Consider the following 15,452-nt stretch of genomic DNA (forward strand, 5'->3'; position numbering starts at 1 on the left):
TACACAACCAACTTTCGCGCGGAGACTCCGGGATTCGAACCCGGGAGGGGCTTTAAGACCCCAACCGCATTAGCAGTGCGGCGCCATAGACCAGACTAGGCGAAGTCTCCCCGGTGATCCGCAGACCACCGCGCCCGAGGATACAGGTCGCCACCCGCCGGGAGCAAAACGACTTCCGGGGTACGCCGACCAGGGCTACCCCGCCTCCGTGTTTCAGCGGTGTGCGGCGGCGTGATCGGGACTACGCTCCATCGATATGCAGGAGCAGCCGCCCAGCGAGTCGACCCGTCGAGAGCCTGCTGAAAGAGCGCGCCGGCGCCCCCCGCGGCCGACCTTCACACCGCCGACCGCCTCCGAGCAGCCCGGGGAGACGGTGCCACCGCCGGCAGCCGCGCCGGTGAGTCCGCGTCCTCGACGGGCCAAGGCCGCTCCGGCGGTGCTCTTCCAGCCTCCGGAGCCGGACCGCCCCCTGCCTCGGCAGGCACTCCGCTCGTCCCCCGCACCGAGCGCCCCGCCCGAGGACGCCGCACCCGCCAGCGACCTGACCGCCCCACCCGCGAAGGCCCGGCCCACCCCGGACCAGGCCAGCCCGCCCGACAAAGCGGCACCAGCCGCCGGCCAGGCCGGCCCACCCGAGCCCGCAGCGGCCGCTGACCAGGCCAACCCACCTGCGCGCGGCCGGCAATCATCCGCCGGAGCGTCGGCACGCACGCCGACGGCTCGCGCCACCCCCCGTAAGACCACCGCCCTAAAGGCCACGAAGCCGACCCCCGCAGCCCCGGCCGTACCCGCTGAGGCCGGCACGACGGACAGCCCAACCAGCCAGGCGCCAACCCCGGCCACGACGACCGCGCCGCCGCAGAAAGCCACCCCGGCCGGCCCAACCAGGAAAGCCCCGGCCAGCAAGACGGCCGCGTCACCCGGGAAAGCCACGCCCAGTAAGGCGGCCAGCCCGACCACCCAACCCGCCACCCCGACCACCCCCGCCAGACGAGCCGCCTCGCCGACCAAGCGAGCGGCGGCCCCACCCCAGAGCGCCCCACCCACCGAGGCCACCCCAGCACCGCAGCCCACGGCGAGCCCACCCCAGAGCGCCCCACCCACCGAGGCCACCCCAGCACCGCAGCCCACGGCGAGCCCACCCCAGAGCGCCCCACCCACCGAGGCCACCCCGGCACCGCAGCCCACGGCGACCCCGGCGCTGGTCGGTGACCTGGTGCCGGCCCTGGGGCGTACCCCCGAATCAGAGCTGCGGGCGGTCGCCGCGCGCGTGCTCGATCACCCGGGTTTCGCGCCGGAGCTGTTGGCGCTGGCCGCGGTGCGGTCGCTCGGACCCGGTGCGGGCGAGTGGGCCGCGCGGCTGCGGGACAGGTATCCGGACGCTCCGGCGGACGGCCTGGCCCGGCTGGTGACCCGGCGATACGTGCGGGCGGCGGGCGCGGGTGGGGCGACCGCGGCGCTGGCTGGCTTCTTCGCGCCGCTCGCCGAGTTGGCCTCGGTGCTGTGGACGCAGGCCAACCTGGTGTTGCACCTGGCGGCGGTGTACGGCAGGGATCCGGCGCATCCCGACCGGGCCGTCGAGCTGCTGGTGCTGACTCAGGTACACCCGGACGAGGCGAGCGCGCGGCAGGCTCTGACTGCCGCGCAGACGGCGGGCGACCCGGTCGAGGGGGCCTGGCCACGGGCGGCGGAGGCGGCCTGGCGGCTGGCCGCGCCGCTCACCGCGCAGGCCGGCGGTTGGGTGGCGTTGCGGCTGGTGGCCCGGCTGCTGCCCGGGGCGGCGGTGCTGGCGGCGGCGCTGGGGGACGCGGCGGCGGCCGACCGGCTCGCCGCTCGAACGGTGGCCGTCTACCGGCGCTGATCAGAGCCAGTCGAACCACTCGCGGGGCAGCGACGCGTAGCCGACGAAGGCGACCACGTCGAGCAGGGTGTGGGCGATGATCAGCGGCAGTACCCGCCGGGTCCGCAGGTAGAAGAGGCTGAAGATCACGCCCATCACCGCGTTGCCGACGAACGCGCCGAAACCCTGGTAGAGGTGGTACGAGCCGCGGAGCAGCGCACTGGCCGCGATGATCGCGGCGAGCCGCCACTGGAGCTGCCGCAGCCGGGTGACCAGGTAGCCGACCACGATCACCTCTTCCAGCACGGCGTTCTGCACGGCGGCGAGGATCAGCACGGGGATCGCCCACCAGACCGGCGGCAGCGCGGCCGGCACCAGCGTGGCGTTGAGGCCGAGTTGGGCCGCGACGAAGAACAGGGCCAGTCCGGGCAGGCCGATCAGCGCGGCCAGACCGGCACCGCGGGCCAGGTCCTGGCCGGGCCGCCGGGCGTCCACGCCGAGGGTCCGCGCCGGGTCGCCGGGGTCACGGCTGAGCAGGTGTACGGCGAGCAGCACCGGCAGCAGCGCGAAGACGATGCCGAGCAACTGGTAGGTGAGGTCCAGCCACGGCCGGGTCGACGCCGAGGTGTTCAGCGAGGCGGTCTGTTTCGAGAGCGGACCCTCGGCGGTCAGCTTGGCGATGATCGAGACCACCGCGTAGACCGCCGACTGGCCGAGGGACAGGCCGAGGACCAGCAACGTTTCGGTGCCCAGCAGGCGGCGGGACACCGGGCGGGTCAGCTCAACGGTCACCGCACCACTCTGCCCGACGGGCGGCACCGGCGGCACGGCCGACCGGTCAGCGTGAGCCGATCGCACATTCTGTGCGACCAGTAGACACTCTCCGTGGAGATTCTATGGGCGCCCGATCCGCTGCCGACTGGAGGAGGAGCGCCCCGTGGACAACCTCGCACGGTTGCTGAAGGAGAGCTGGACCTTGGTCGAGGACGATCGGGCCCGCCTGACCGAGCACTTCTACGCCCGGGTGTTCCTGCTCGACCCCGCCCTGCGGCACCTCTTCCCGGTGCAGATGACCGGCCAGGGCGACCGGCTGCTGGAAGCGATCATCAGGGCGATCCACACGGTCGACGATCCGGAGAGTTTCGCCGAGTTCCTCCGGGGTTTGGGTCGCGACCATCGGAAGTACCACGTCGACGAGAGGCACTACGCGACGATGGGCACCGCACTGCTGGACTCGCTGCGCCGGATCGCCGGCGACGGCTGGAACCTGGAGTACGACCAGGCGTGGCGGGAGGCGTACGAGGCGGTCGCCGCCCTGATGGTCGCCGGGGCGGCGGATGACGACGGGCCGCCGTTCTGGCACGCCGAGGTGCTGACCCACAAGCGCTACGGTCCGGACACCGCCGTGTTGACCTGCCAGGCGTTGCAGCACCCACTGCGTTGGCAGGCTGGGCAGTACGTCAGCCTGGAGGTGCCGCGCCACCACCCCCGGGAGTGGCGCAACTACTCGGTGGCGAACGCTCCCAACGACGACAGCGTGCTGGAATTCCACGTGCGGTCGCCGGGAGCCGGTTGGGTGTCCGGCGCGTTGGTGCGTCGGGTGCGGCCGGGTGACCTGCTCCGCCTGGCGGCGCCGATGGGGTCGATGACCCTGGACCGCACCTCGGAACGGGACATCCTCTGTGTGGCCGGCGGGGTCGGCCTGGCGCCGATCAAGGCGCTCGTGGAGGATCTCGCCACCTTCAACCGCACCCGGTGGGTGCACGTCTTCTACGGCGCCCAGCAGGCAGCGGACCTGTACGGCCTGGCCGGGTTGCAGGAGTTGGTCGCCGTACACCCGTGGTTGTCGGTGACCGCGGCGTGCAGCGACGACCCGGACTTCGACGGTGAGCTGGGTGACATCCCGGAGGTGGTGGCCCGGTACGGCCCGTGGACCGCGCACGACTGTTATGTCTCCGGCTCGGCCCGGATGGTCCGGTCCACGCTGCGGGTGCTCGCCGCGGACGAGGTGCCGCCGCCGCGCATCCGCTACGACACCTTCGGTGACCTCTAGACGTTCCTCCCCCCACACCGGGGCGCGTGCCCCTGCCCCCTGGGGCACGCGCCCCGGTCCCCTCGTTCGTCAGTAACGCCAGGGGTGCCCGGTCTCGCGGTATTCCTCGACCGGCACGAGCGGCACGCCGGGTGCCATCCGGTCGACGTAGAGCCGGCCCTCCAGGTGGTCGATCTCGTGGGCCACCAGCCGGGCCATGCCGAACTCGAACGAGGTGATGATCCTGCTGCCGTCCCACTGGGCGTGTTCCACGTCCAGGCGCAGCGGCCGGGGCACCAGACCTCGGTGATCGAAGAAGGACAGGCAGCCCTCGTACTGCTCGTCGGTCTCCGGGTCGGCGTCGACCACCCGGGGGTTGAGCAACACGACCGGCTCCGCCGACCGGTCGGGGGGCCGCACCACGGCAGCCGCGCGGCCGATGCCGAACTGCGGCGCGGCGACGCCCACTCCCTTGCTGAACGGGTGCAGTTCGTCGAGCCGGGCCAGGGCCGTGGTGAGCCGGTCGACCACATCCCGGGCGACGTGTTCCTCGCCGGGCAGGTCGAACGGGCGGGCGCGCTGCCGGAGCAGGTCGTCCCCGCGCTGCACGATGCCGAGGCCGCGCATCCGGTCGCTGGGTCGGATCCGGGTGCCACCGGGGCCGATGTCCGGTTCGGTGTCCGGGCGGGCGCGGAACCGCCACTGCATCCGGTAGCGCGCGTTCAGCGGAGGGTCGTCGGTCTGCCAGTCGTAGATTGCCCGGTCGCCCTCGTCGTGGCGTTGCGGCGCCGTCCGCAGCGGGCCCTCCTCCGCGCTGAGCGAGGTCTCCACGCCCCAGACCTGCGGGTCGAGCGCCGCGGGCAGGTCCAGGCGTACGGCGAGCTGCCGGGTGGGCAGTCGGACGGCTCGTTGGAACCAGGGACCCCACTTCTCGTGCCCGACGCTGTAGGCGTACTCGATGGTGGCCCGGTCGCCCGGGTAGAGGGGGAAGCGTCGCTCCCCGTTCTCGAAGAGCAGCCAGATCTCCTTGAACGCGTCCCGATCGTGCTTGGCTCGCCAGTGCATCGGCTCCGGGTCGCCGCCGCCGTCGTCTCGGCGGGCCTGTAGCTGCAGCTCGGCGAAGGTGAGCGGGTGTTCCCGGTGGTGCCGGTTGGAGCGGCCGGGGTCGTTCGGGAAGCGGTCGACGGCGACCCGGACCAGGTAGCGGGTGACCGGCTCGGTGCCGGCGTTGTACAACTCACGGTGGATGACGCACCGGTAGTCGTCGTCGGTGTGGGTGAGGGTGGCCAGCTCCCGTTCCACGACCAGGCCGGTGCCGGGTGGCAGCCACTGGCCGGGCGGGTGCGACTCGCGGTATGGCTGACCCGACCGGGCGTGCCGCAGGTCGTCGTACTCCCGGAAGCGCTGCCAGATCGCGCCGCTGGCCTCCAGGACGGCCTCCGCGCGGCGGGCGAAGTCCTCGGTCGGGCGGTGTCGGCGCCCCTCGACGTGGCTCACGTAGGACGGGTCGAACCCCATCAGGACGGCCAGTTGCTTCTTGGACAGCCCGCGCCCGGTCCGTTGCCTGGCGAGTTCGGCCGCGAAGGAGTCGGCAGCCCGTTCGAGGGGTGAGGTCGTCATCGGCTTCCTCGTGGCCGGGGCTATAAGTTTCACGTTCCGTGCCCGAGCACACACGCAACTGGCATCTTTTCGACACACTGCTTGACAATCCACCGATGACCATCGATTGTGCGGCGGCGTTTCCCAGCACTGACTCCGGGTAGTACGCGAAGCGCTACTCCCGTCGGATACGGAGTGACCTGGGCGTCTGGGATGTGACCAAGGTGAGCCTTCCCTTACGGTCCGGGGCTTGGTTAGGCTAGCCTTAGCTCAGGACGGCACTGGTCCGTCCGCCGGGGCGCACTCCTCGGTCACACAGACAGGGGACGACTCAGGTGACAGCGGTGATGCCACGGCGCGAGGTCTCCACCACGCCGCTCGCCCCCGTCACCGCAGCGCTCCGGGCCATGTTCGGCACCGACGACGTTCCCGGGCTCGCCCGGGGCCTTGTCGTCGACGACGAGTTCGGCTGGGCGCCCGCCACCACCCTGATCGACGGCAGTCGGCTGCCGGAGTTGCTGCGCGGCGCCGCCGTCCGCTGGGGTGGCACCCCGCACGCGTGCGCGGCGCTGGCCTGGAAGTCGTACAGCTACTGGACGGCGCTGCCGGTCGTGCTCGGTTGGGCCTCCGCCCGCCGGGTGCCGCTCGTCGATCCGGCCGACGTGCTGATCCACTTCGAGGACCACCGGCAGCTACTCACCATGGGTCTGCGTCGGGGGACCACCGTCGCGGTGCTGCCGAACGACCCGTTGGCTCTCGCCGGCCTGCCGGAGGTGCGGGTCGTCGCCGACGAGACGGAGCTGCTGGCCGCGCTGCGCGCGTCACTGCTCGACGCGCACCTCGCACCGCTCATCACGGCGATCCAGTCGGAGGTTCGGGTGGGCACCCGGACGCTGCTCGGCTCGGTCGCCTCCGGCATCGCCCACGGCATCCTGCGGGCCGCCGACGGGCTGCCCGGCTCGACGGTGCAGAGCATCGACACGCTGCTCGGCGCGCTCGACCTGGCCGACCTGATCGAGCTGGTGCCGGGGCCGACCGGCGAGCCGACCGTGCAACGCCGCACCTGCTGCCTCGCCTTCACCCTGCCCCGGCCGAAGGTCTGCCAGGGCTGCTGCGTCCGCTAGGCCGGGCTGGGCCGCACTGCTCAGTCGGTCAGCGACCGGACGTCCCACACCCACACATCCCCGGTACGGGCCGGCTGGATCCCGGTCAGCTCGGTCATTCCCCGACGCAGCGCGGTCTCGTGCTCGTGCGGCCCGAGGATGACCACCCCGGCCCGCCAGAAGCGCAGATCGTCGACCGCTCGGACCCGTGCCTGCGGGGTGATCGGCGGCACCGCCCCGGTACGCCTGATGGTGGCGAAGAAGCTGCTGGTGGGGCGGGGCGGGGCACCGAACAACGCGACGCGCGGGGGATCGGCGCTCGGGCGGGTGTCCGGACCGAGGAAGTAACCACGGGCCAAGGGCAGGTCCAGCCGGGTCTCCGCAGCCCATCGCAGCGGCTCCGCGTAGGTGCTGTCCGGCAACGGCAGGGTCACCACGCTGCGCCCACCTGTCACGTACGGACGCCAGGCCCCACTTGTCACGAACGTGGGAACCGGGTCGAGGTGGGTCACGGGCAGCGGAGTGGGGACGATCGGCAACAGGGCCATCGTGAGCACTGTTGCGGTGACGAAACGGACCTGCCCCCTGGCGGCCGGGTGCGAGCCGGCCAGCTCGCGGGCACGCTCGGCGCCGTAGGCGAGGAGCAGCCCGATGATCGGGGTGATCGCCAACGCCCACCGGGTCGGCACCACCGAGTGCAGGATCGGCAGGTTCTCCAGCGCCGCCCAGGGTCCCGGCACCCCCGTACCCCGGTTGTCGAAGCGGACCTCCCGGCCCAGCGAGAGCACCGCGAAGAGCAGCCCGAGCGCGGCGAGCGCGAGCACCACGACCGAGCGCCGCAACCACCAGACCAGGGCGATCACCAGCACCAGCAACGCCCAGCCGAAGAAGCTGTTCTCCTCGGTCGGGTTCTTGGCCAGACCGGCGGCGGTGCGCGGGCTGCCGGCGAGCGCCTCCCGGGAGTACGCGACGAACGACGCCAGGTCGCTGGAGTAGCCGCGGATCAGCCGGGACAGCCCGGAGTACGCGTCCGGTCCGAAGAACTGCACGTACAGGGGGTACGCCAGCAGCAGCGCGGCGAGCCCGGCCGCGACGGCGAGGCCGGCGAGGAAGGACCGGATACGCGAGCGTAGTTCGGCGCGACCGAGGGCGAGTACGCCGATGACCAGGCCCAGCCCGATCGCGGTCATCAGCAGGATCTCCAGGTTGAGGAAGGCCTGCCAGACGATCACGAGCGCGAGGAGGAGCCCGTTGCGGAGCCAGCGGCCCGGTTCGCCGAGTCGCAGGGTCCGCCAGATGATCAACGGGACGACGAACTGGGACACGATGTTCGGGTGCCCGTTGGCGTGCGACACCATGGCCGGCGCGAACGCACAGAAGCCACCGCCCAGCCACGCCGGCCCGCGGCTGCCGATCAGGACCCGGGAGAGCAGGAAATACCAGGCGGTGGCGGTGGCAATCATGCCGACGGTGAGAAAGACCAGGAATGCCACTCTCGGCCCCAGCAGCAGGGTGACCGGCGTCAGTGGGAGCGAAACGGATAAGACGGACGTATTGGCCATCAGATTCACGCCGTCCGGGACGTTCATCTGATTGGAATGGAACGGATACGCAAAGTGCGTGACGACTCGCGCACCGTGGGCCATCATCCATTCGAACTGTGACTGATCGGACTGGTTGTCCCGTACGCCACTACCTGGGTCCAACCAGAGCCGGGCGGTCACCCACAGGCCGAGCACCACGAAGCTCAGCACGGCGACCAGATCGGACCACTTACCCCTGCGGGGAGGCCGGACGCGACCCGACTCCCCCTGCACCGACGGCGCCACGGCCGGATCGTCGCTGTCGCTGGGCGAGTCCGGCTCAGGAGTAGTCATGACAATTCCCAGAGTAGTCAGGGCATGGCGCTGCCGTGACATGTTTCGGGGTACTGCCGTACTATGTGCCGGGTTCGCCGACCGCCGATCACGAACCCACCCCCGACCATAATTCGGCCACCCCCGATGCCCCGATTCTTCTGCCGTCCCAGCGGATGATTCACTCTGTCGGTCCAGGCACGGGTCGAGTTCATATCGTGAGGAATCGACGCATGGCAGAAATCACTGGGGATCAGCGCGTTCAGTCCGAGGTGTTGGAAGGCCTGGCGACCGCTGTCAACCACCGTCGCTGGTTCATCGAGCTGGCCCTGCCGTACCTCGGCGACGACCCGATCGAGATCGGCAGCGGCCTCGGTGACTACGCGCTGGAGTGGTCCGAACTGCTGCCCCGGTTCACTGCGACCGAGGCCGACCCGGATCGGCTGGTGCAGCTCAAGGAGCGTCTCGCCGACCGGCCGAACATCGACGTCCGGCAGATGCTGCTACCCCACAACGACCGGGGCGACTACAGTGCCGCGGTCTCGTACAACGTCCTGGAGCACATCGAGGACCACGTGGGCGCGCTGAGCAGCATGCGCGACCTGGTCCGACCCGGCGGCGCCGTGATCATCATCGTGCCGGCGTTCCAGTTCGCGATGGGTCCGGCCGACATCGCCACCGGACACGTCCGCCGCTACACGAAGAAGACGCTCGGTGCGGCGATGACCGAGGCCGGGCTGACCATCGAGAAGATGCACTACGCCAACGCGCTGGGGCTGATCGGCTACTTCATGGCCACCAAGGTCTTCCGGCTGATGCCGAAGGAGGGCCCGATGGTCAAGGTGTACGACACCCTCGTCCTGCCCGCCACCAAGGCCGCCGAGCAGCTCGTCCGCCCCCCGTTCGGCCAGTCGGTCTTCGCCGTGGCCCGCGTCCCAGCCTAACCCCGGCCCCATAGCAGGCCCGCCCGGTCGATCATGGAGTTGTGGTGCCTGATTTGGCGCTTGCCAGGCTTTTTGTCGCCCACCACAACTCCATGATCGACGAGACTGGGCGGCGTTGCCCACCCTCCCGGGTTAGTCCTTGATCTGGTACGTGGGGCGGATTACCGCCCTCGCCAGGGTGTGGAACGTCAGGTTGAAGCCTACGTAGGCGGGGCTCGCTTCTGGGGTCAGGTCCAGCCGGTCGACGTCTACCGCGTGCACCGCGAAGACGTACCGGTGCGGGCGGTCGCCGGCCGGCGGGGCCGCACCGCCGTAACCCTGCTCGCCGTAGTCGTTGCGGACCGCGAACGCCCCACCGAGGTCGGTGCCGGCCGCGCCACCGGCGCCGCTGGGCAACTGCGTGACCTCGACCGGCACGTTCACGAGCACCCAGTGCCAGAAACCGCTGCCGGTCGGCGCGTCGGGGTCGTAGCAGGTCACCGCGAAGCTCTTCGTCTCGGCCGGGAAATCCGACCAGGCGAGCTGCGGCGAGACGTTGTCACCCCCGGTGCTGCCATGCGCGTGCCGGGCATCCATCGGCTCACCGTTCTGCACGTCGTCACTTGTCAGCGTGAACGAGGGCAGCGTCGGCAGCAGCTCGTACGGGTCCGGGGCGATCGGTCGTTCCAGGGTCATCAGAACGCGTCCTTCCGGTGTGCGGAGATATCAGCCCCTTCTTACCCCGTTCCAGCGCCGCCAACGACCGGTTGGGGCACTGTCGGGACCACCCGCGCGGATACGATCATCGCCGCAACGTCCACGGGGGAACTTCTTGAGCATCTGGCGTGACTTCCTGGTCGCCGTCGTGACCGCGCTCCGCAAGCCGGACGAGCAGTCGCTCGCCCGGGAACGCCGGCGCGCGATCGAACGACTGGCCGACGAGACCATCCGCGCGGATCGACGGCCTGCCGACCCGCCGGAGTGACGGACCTGTCTGCGCTCGGTATCCAGGAAACCGCGCATCCGTACGGCCCGAACACCCCGGCATCCCGAAAGCCCTGTTACAGGTTGCGCTCGGCGTAAACGTGCATCGCATCGCGGATCAGCGTCACGGTGCCGGCGGTGTTCTCGGCGTTGTCGAACGCCGCCGTGTAGCGCGGGTCGGACACGTACAGCTCGCCGAGCCCGGTGAAGTACTCCTTGGTCGGGGTCGTCGAACTCCCCGACAGCCAGTCGTACAGCCGCTGGGTGATCGCCTGCACCTGGTCGCTGTCGGCCGCCGCCCCGGCGCGGTGCGCCGCGCCGAAGTCCCGCCCGATCTCGATCTGGCGCTGCTGGAACGCCAGCTTCTCAGCCGGGCTGAGTGAGCGCCACCACCGGTCACCCTTCGCGTAGGCCTCTCGGCCCCACCGTTCGGTGACCTCCCGCTCGTATTGCGTGTGGTCGAAACCGTCGAACATCTCCTCAGGCATGAGTGGTTCACCTCCTTCCGTCTTGCGCAGGGTCGTCTTCACCGACTCGATCTGCCTCCCGATCCGCTCACGCTCCTGCTCGAGCAGTTTCAGGTGGGTGCGCAGCGCTTCGACTGGGTGCTGGCTCCCGTCGAGCACCTCGGCGATCGCGGGCAGCCCGAGGCCGAGCTCCCGCAACAGCAGAATCCTCTGCAACCGGAGCAGCTTCTCCTGGTCGTAGTACCGGTACCCGTTGCGGCCGAGCCGGCTCGGCCGAAGCAGACCGACGTCGCCATAGTGGCGCAGGGTGCGACTGGTCGTTCCGACCATGCGCGCGAGGTCTTGGATCGACCAATCCACCTCACTCACCCCTTCAACTCGTCGTTGTGAAATGAAGGTTAGAGGTTGACGTAACGTCAAAGTCAACCATGCCGAACATCCGCAAGAGCGGCGCCAGCGAGGGCACTTGCCGCTGTCGGCACAGGTTTCCCTGGGCACGCCTCATGCGTCGACGGACAGGACGAGGCCGCGCGGAAGTGGATCGGGGGCCGGACTCACCGCACATAGACACGCCCCTCGACCAGCTTTGCGCTGGTCAAAGGGCGTTTTTGCTGTCCAGGTGGGCGGAGGGTGTGGGATTCGAACCCACGAAGACATCGCTGCCTTACCGGTTTTCAAGACCAGCGCCATCGGCCACTAGGCGAACCCTCCTGGGCCGCCACCCGCGGGCGTACGGCCACGCACAGTCTGCCACGGCTTCCGCCGGACGGCCCGACGTCCCTCCCCGAACGCGGTGACCAGCCCGTCCGAGCCGTCCACTGTGGCCTTGCGGTTGCGCCTGCGGCACCCGGGAAGATCGGGAAGACTGGGCTCATGCGAGCCATCACCATTCCGCAGCCCGGTGGACCCGACGCGCTGGTCTGGGCCGAGGTGCCCGACCCGGAGCCGGGCCCCGACGAGGTGATCGTGGATGTGCGGGCCAGCGGGGTCAACCGCGCTGACCTGCTGCAACGGCAGGGGCACTACCCGCCGCCGGCGGGCGCGTCCGCGTACCCCGGGTTGGAATGCTCCGGGGTGATCACGGAGGTCGGGTCGGAGGTCGCCGGGTGGGCGGTCGGGCAGCAGGTGTGCGCGCTGCTGGCCGGCGGCGGGTACGCCGAGCGGGTCGCGGTCCCCGCCGGGCAGTTGCTGCCGGTGCCGGCCTGCGACCCGGTGGACGCCGGGGCGCTGCCGGAGGTGGCCTGCACGGTCTGGTCGAACCTGATCCAGGTGGGTCGGCTCGGCGCGGGTGACACGCTGCTGGTGCACGGCGGGGGCAGCGGGATCGGCACCTTCGCGGTCCAGTTCGGGGCGGCCCTCGGCGCGACGGTCCTGACCACCGCCCGGGAGGCCAAGCACGCCCGGCTGCGGGAGCTGGGCGCGTCCCACACGATCGACTACCGGGAGCAGGACTTCGTCGAGGAGGTCCGGCAGGCGACTGCCGGTCGGGGCGCGGACGTCATCCTGGACATCATGGGCGCGTCCTACCTGGGCCGAAACGTCTCCGCGCTGGCCACCGGCGGCCGGCTGGTGGTGATCGGGATGCAGGGTGGGCGCAAGGGCGAGTTGGATCTCGGCGCGCTGGTGGCGAAGCGGGCCAGTGTCACCGCGACGTCGCTGCGCTCCCGACCGCCTGCCGAGAAGGCGGAGATCGTCCAGGGCGTACGGGACGAGGTGTGGCCGTTGATCGAGGCCGGCACGGTCCGACCGATCGTGGACCGGCGGCTGCCGATGAGCGAGGCGGCGACGGCGCACCGGCTCGTCGAGTCGAACGACCACTTCGGCAAGGTGCTCCTCACGCGCGGGTGAGGGGCGTCAGACGAGCGTGTCGTCAGTCGGTCGGGGCAGCATCAGGCGGGCGCCGGGCCCCTCGCCGGCCAGCGCGTCACCCGGGTTGTTGAGCGTGCAGCGTTGCAGGGACAGGCAGCCACAGCCGATGCAGCCGTCCAGGTCGTCGCGGAGGTTGGTGAGCAGGCGGATCTTCTCGTCCAACCGGCCCCGCCAGCTCGCGGAGAGCCGCGCCCAGTCCTGCGGGCTGGGCGTGCGGGCCTCGGGGAGCGACTCCAACGCCGCCCGGATCTCGTCGAGCGAGACGCCGACCTGTTGGGAGATCCGGATGAAGGCGACCCGGCGCAGCTCGGCGCGGGCGTACCGGCGCTGGTTGCCGCCGGTACGGTCGGCGCGGATCAGCCCGAGCCGCTCGTAGTAGCGCAGCGCCGAGGGCGCCACGCCGGAGCGGGCGGACAACTCGCCGATCGTCAGCAGATCCTGCATCACCAGGTCCTTGAGTTGAAGTGCACTTCAAGTCACACAGTAGTGGCATGACCACCACACTGCCCACCGACACCGGGTCCCGGCTCCCCGGGCTCATCCGACGACTGACCGGCGACGAGAAGCACGCACCCAGTGCGCACTCCACCATCGACGTGCTCCAGGTGCTCTACGACCAGGTGCTGCGGGTCACCCCGGACACCGTCGACGACCCGGAGCGGGACCGGTTCCTGCTCTCCAAGGGGCACGGGCCGGCCGCCTACTACGCGGTGCTCGCCGCGCACGGCTTTCTCCCGGAGGCCTGGCTCGACGACCTCGCCGGGCCACACAGTCGGCTCGGCCACCACCCGGACCGGCTGCTGGTGCCCGGGGTCGAGATCGGCTCCGGCTCGCTCGGCCACGGCCTCGGGCTGGCCGTCGGCACCGCCCTCGGCCTGCGGGCCCAGGGGCTGCACACCCCCCGGGTGTACGTGCTGCTCGGCGACGCCGAACTGGACGAGGGATCCAACCACGAGGCGATCGCGTACGCGGGAGCGACCGGCCTGGAGAGCCTCACCGCGATCGTGGTCGACAACTCGTCGTCCACCCACGGCTGGTCGGGTGGCATCGCCAGCCGTTTCACGGTCAACGGCTGGACCGCCGACACCGTCGACGGCCGGGACCACACCGCCCTGTACCGGGCGCTGACCGGGCACCGCCCACAGCGGCCACACCTGGTGGTCGCCCGCATCGAGAGCAAGGGGTGACCAACATGCGTGCGGCCTTCATCGACAGCACCGCCACGCTCCTCGACGAGGATCCGCGTACCGCGCTCGTCGTGGCCGACATCTCGGCCAGCCAGTTCGCTCCGGCCGCTCGACGGCACCCGGATCGGGTGCTCAACGTCGGCATCCGGGAGCAACTCATGATCGGTGTGGCCGGCGGGCTCGCCCTGACCGGGCTCCGCCCGATCGTGCACTCGTACGCGACGTTCCTGGTGGACCGGGCGTACGAGCAGATCAAGTTGGATCTGGACCACCAGGGGGTGGGCGCGGTCCTGGTCAGCATCGGCGCGTCGTACGACGGGTCGGCCGAAGGCCGGACCCACCAGTCACCGGGGGACGTGGCCCTCTTCGACTCTCTCGGCGACAGCTGGACGGTGCGGGTGCCCGGCCACCCGGACGAGGTCGCGCCGCTGCTCCGGCACGCCGCGGCCAGCGACGACCCGGTCTACCTGCGGCTCAGTGAGCAGCGCAACGCCGAGGCGCACCCGAACGCGGACCGGCTACGGATGCTGCGGCAGGGCGGGACGAACGCGCCGCTGGTGGTGGCCGTCGGGCCGATGCTCGATGCCACGTTGGCGGCGACCGAGGGAATGGACGTGACAGTCGCGTACACCCACACGCCCCGGCCGTTCGACACCGCGGGGCTGCGGGCGCTCGCCGGGACCGACGTGGTGCTTGTCGAGCCGTACCTGGCGGGCACGTCGAGCGCGATCGTCAGCCGGGCGATGGCGGACGTGCCGCACCGGCTGCTCGCGCTCGGGGTGGGTCAGACCGACCTGCGGCGCTACGGAAGCCCGGCCGACCACATCCGGTGGCACGGCCTGGACGCCGCCGGTCTCCGGCGCTCGATCAGCGCGTTCCTGGGCTCAACGCGCGGCTGAGGTGGCGGGACGGCGGCGTGCGCGCTCGCGACCGAGGATCCAGATCGCCTCGACGCCGTCCTTCCAGGTGATCTTCTTGCCCTCTTCCCGGCCACGTGCCCGGTAGCTGATCGGCACCTCGTATGGCCGGATCCGCTGGCGCAGCAGCTTGCCGGTCACCTCGGCCTCCATGCCGAAGCCGCGCGAGCGCACCTGCAGCGACCGGTAGAGCGCCACCGGCATCAGCTTGAAGCAGGTCTCCAGGTCACCGATGTACGAGTTGAACAGCACGTTGGCCGCCATCGTGACGCCCTTGTTGCCCATCACGTACCAGAAGCTGTAGGCGCTGTGGCTGCCGAAGGTGCGGTTGCCGTAGACCACCTCGGCCCGCCCGTCGAGCACCGGGGCGAGCAGCTTGGGGATGTCCTGCGGGTCGTACTCCAGGTCGGCGTCGAGGATGACCATGTAGTCGCCCTCCGCGCTGTCGACGGCCGTCTTGATGGCGGCACCCTTGCCGGCGTTGCGCTGGTGGGTGATGACCCGCAGGCGTGCGTCGTCGGCGCGACCGAGGACCTCACCGGTGCCGTCCCGGCTCCCGTCGTCGACGACGACCAGCTCGATCTCGCACGGATAGTCAACTGCCAATGCCTGCTTGAGGGCGTCCGCGATGCGCTCTTCCTCGTTGAAGACCGGCATGAGGATTGAAAGCTTCAC

The 15,452-nt window shown here is 70.8% G+C and carries 15 protein-coding genes and 2 tRNA genes; 8 read left to right on the forward strand and 9 right to left on the reverse strand.

The annotated features are described in order from the left end of the window. Window positions 1-19: 19 nt before the first annotated feature. Window positions 20-110: transfer RNA gene (locus AB0A90_RS06330), tRNA-Ser, on the reverse strand. 287 nt (window positions 111-397) lie between these two features. On the opposite strand from AB0A90_RS06330, the gene AB0A90_RS06335 reads away from it, so the two are divergent. Continuing rightward, the gene (locus tag AB0A90_RS06335) at window positions 398-1,861 is read left to right on the forward strand and encodes a hypothetical protein (RefSeq protein WP_357242608.1); all 1,464 of its coding nucleotides are present in this window, start codon (window positions 398-400) and stop codon (window positions 1,859-1,861) included. Here the strand turns inward: AB0A90_RS06335 and AB0A90_RS06340 are convergent, their stop codons facing one another. Next, window positions 1,862-2,632, reverse strand: coding sequence for a CPBP family intramembrane glutamic endopeptidase (locus tag AB0A90_RS06340; protein WP_357242611.1), 771 nt, complete (start codon window positions 2,630-2,632; stop codon window positions 1,862-1,864). Between the two features lie 145 nt (window positions 2,633-2,777). Between AB0A90_RS06340 and AB0A90_RS06345 the strand changes: the two genes are divergently transcribed. Continuing rightward, window positions 2,778-3,893, forward strand: coding sequence for a globin domain-containing protein (locus AB0A90_RS06345; protein ID WP_357242614.1), 1,116 nt, complete (start codon window positions 2,778-2,780; stop codon window positions 3,891-3,893). A gap of 69 nt (window positions 3,894-3,962) precedes the next feature. Here the strand turns inward: AB0A90_RS06345 and AB0A90_RS06350 are convergent, their stop codons facing one another. Then, entirely contained in the window at window positions 3,963-5,492 is a 1,530-nt protein-coding gene (locus AB0A90_RS06350; protein WP_357242617.1) for a peptide deformylase, read from the reverse strand. A 326-nt stretch (window positions 5,493-5,818) separates the two neighbouring features. Between AB0A90_RS06350 and AB0A90_RS06355 the strand changes: the two genes are divergently transcribed. Next, the gene (locus AB0A90_RS06355; RefSeq protein WP_357242620.1) at window positions 5,819-6,595 is read left to right on the forward strand and encodes a hypothetical protein; all 777 of its coding nucleotides are present in this window, start codon (window positions 5,819-5,821) and stop codon (window positions 6,593-6,595) included. Between the two features lie 20 nt (window positions 6,596-6,615). Here the strand turns inward: AB0A90_RS06355 and AB0A90_RS06360 are convergent, their stop codons facing one another. Then, window positions 6,616-8,451 (reverse strand): hypothetical protein, encoded by a 1,836-nt coding sequence (locus tag AB0A90_RS06360; protein ID WP_357242623.1) that lies wholly within the window; start codon window positions 8,449-8,451, stop codon window positions 6,616-6,618. A 212-nt stretch (window positions 8,452-8,663) separates the two neighbouring features. Here AB0A90_RS06360 and AB0A90_RS06365 point away from each other — a divergent pair, with 212 nt between their 5' ends. Beyond that, window positions 8,664-9,374 carry a class I SAM-dependent methyltransferase gene (locus tag AB0A90_RS06365; RefSeq protein WP_357242626.1) on the forward strand — a complete coding sequence of 237 codons (711 nt, stop codon included), beginning with the start codon at window positions 8,664-8,666 and terminating at the stop codon, window positions 9,372-9,374. A gap of 132 nt (window positions 9,375-9,506) precedes the next feature. Here AB0A90_RS06365 and AB0A90_RS06370 read toward each other — a convergent pair whose 3' ends face one another. Beyond that, complete coding sequence (locus AB0A90_RS06370; RefSeq protein WP_357242629.1) at window positions 9,507-10,049, reverse strand: YbhB/YbcL family Raf kinase inhibitor-like protein; 543 nt, start codon at window positions 10,047-10,049, stop codon at window positions 9,507-9,509. Between the two features lie 136 nt (window positions 10,050-10,185). On the opposite strand from AB0A90_RS06370, the gene AB0A90_RS06375 reads away from it, so the two are divergent. Then, complete coding sequence (locus AB0A90_RS06375) at window positions 10,186-10,338, forward strand: hypothetical protein (RefSeq protein ID WP_357242631.1); 153 nt, start codon at window positions 10,186-10,188, stop codon at window positions 10,336-10,338. 76 nt (window positions 10,339-10,414) lie between these two features. Here AB0A90_RS06375 and AB0A90_RS06380 read toward each other — a convergent pair whose 3' ends face one another. Next, entirely contained in the window at window positions 10,415-11,173 is a 759-nt protein-coding gene (locus AB0A90_RS06380) for a TipAS antibiotic-recognition domain-containing protein (RefSeq protein ID WP_357242635.1), read from the reverse strand. A gap of 255 nt (window positions 11,174-11,428) precedes the next feature. Further along, window positions 11,429-11,515, reverse strand: a tRNA-Ser gene (locus tag AB0A90_RS06385). Window positions 11,516-11,677: 162 nt separating this feature from the next. Here AB0A90_RS06385 and AB0A90_RS06390 point away from each other — a divergent pair. Next, on the forward strand, window positions 11,678-12,652 hold the full coding sequence (locus AB0A90_RS06390; RefSeq protein WP_357242638.1) for an NAD(P)H-quinone oxidoreductase: 975 nt from the start codon (window positions 11,678-11,680) through the stop codon (window positions 12,650-12,652). Window positions 12,653-12,658: 6 nt separating this feature from the next. Here AB0A90_RS06390 and soxR read toward each other — a convergent pair whose 3' ends face one another. Beyond that, entirely contained in the window at window positions 12,659-13,117 is a 459-nt protein-coding gene (gene soxR, locus AB0A90_RS06395) for a redox-sensitive transcriptional activator SoxR (RefSeq protein ID WP_357242641.1), read from the reverse strand. A 47-nt stretch (window positions 13,118-13,164) separates the two neighbouring features. Between soxR and AB0A90_RS06400 the strand changes: the two genes are divergently transcribed. Then, window positions 13,165-13,860, forward strand: coding sequence for a transketolase (locus tag AB0A90_RS06400; RefSeq protein WP_357242644.1), 696 nt, complete (start codon window positions 13,165-13,167; stop codon window positions 13,858-13,860). A 5-nt stretch (window positions 13,861-13,865) separates the two neighbouring features. Further along, window positions 13,866-14,759 carry a transketolase gene (locus AB0A90_RS06405; protein WP_357242647.1) on the forward strand — a complete coding sequence of 298 codons (894 nt, stop codon included), beginning with the start codon at window positions 13,866-13,868 and terminating at the stop codon, window positions 14,757-14,759. Here the strand turns inward: AB0A90_RS06405 and AB0A90_RS06410 are convergent. Continuing rightward, window positions 14,745-15,452, reverse strand: a complete 708-nt coding sequence (locus AB0A90_RS06410) for a glycosyltransferase family 2 protein (RefSeq protein ID WP_357242650.1) — start codon at window positions 15,450-15,452, stop codon at window positions 14,745-14,747. The two genes, AB0A90_RS06405 and AB0A90_RS06410, sit on opposite strands and share 15 nt — an antisense overlap.

This window comes from Micromonospora sp. NPDC049204, assembly GCF_040647935.1.
Lineage (GTDB): Bacteria > Actinomycetota > Actinomycetes > Mycobacteriales > Micromonosporaceae > Micromonospora.

Coding starts and splice junctions, on each gene's coding strand:
- AB0A90_RS06350 (WP_357242617.1), bottom strand. CDS start 5,492: ATGACGACCTCACCCCTCGAACGGGCTGCCGACTCCTTCGCGGCCGAA.
- AB0A90_RS06355 (WP_357242620.1), top strand. CDS start 5,819: ATGCCACGGCGCGAGGTCTCCACCACGCCGCTCGCCCCCGTCACCGCA.
- AB0A90_RS06360 (WP_357242623.1), bottom strand. CDS start 8,451: ATGACTACTCCTGAGCCGGACTCGCCCAGCGACAGCGACGATCCGGCC.
- AB0A90_RS06365 (WP_357242626.1), top strand. CDS start 8,664: ATGGCAGAAATCACTGGGGATCAGCGCGTTCAGTCCGAGGTGTTGGAA.
- AB0A90_RS06370 (WP_357242629.1), bottom strand. CDS start 10,049: ATGACCCTGGAACGACCGATCGCCCCGGACCCGTACGAGCTGCTGCCG.
- AB0A90_RS06390 (WP_357242638.1), top strand. CDS start 11,678: ATGCGAGCCATCACCATTCCGCAGCCCGGTGGACCCGACGCGCTGGTC.
- soxR (WP_357242641.1), bottom strand. CDS start 13,117: ATGCAGGATCTGCTGACGATCGGCGAGTTGTCCGCCCGCTCCGGCGTG.
- AB0A90_RS06400 (WP_357242644.1), top strand. CDS start 13,165: ATGACCACCACACTGCCCACCGACACCGGGTCCCGGCTCCCCGGGCTC.
- AB0A90_RS06405 (WP_357242647.1), top strand. CDS start 13,866: ATGCGTGCGGCCTTCATCGACAGCACCGCCACGCTCCTCGACGAGGAT.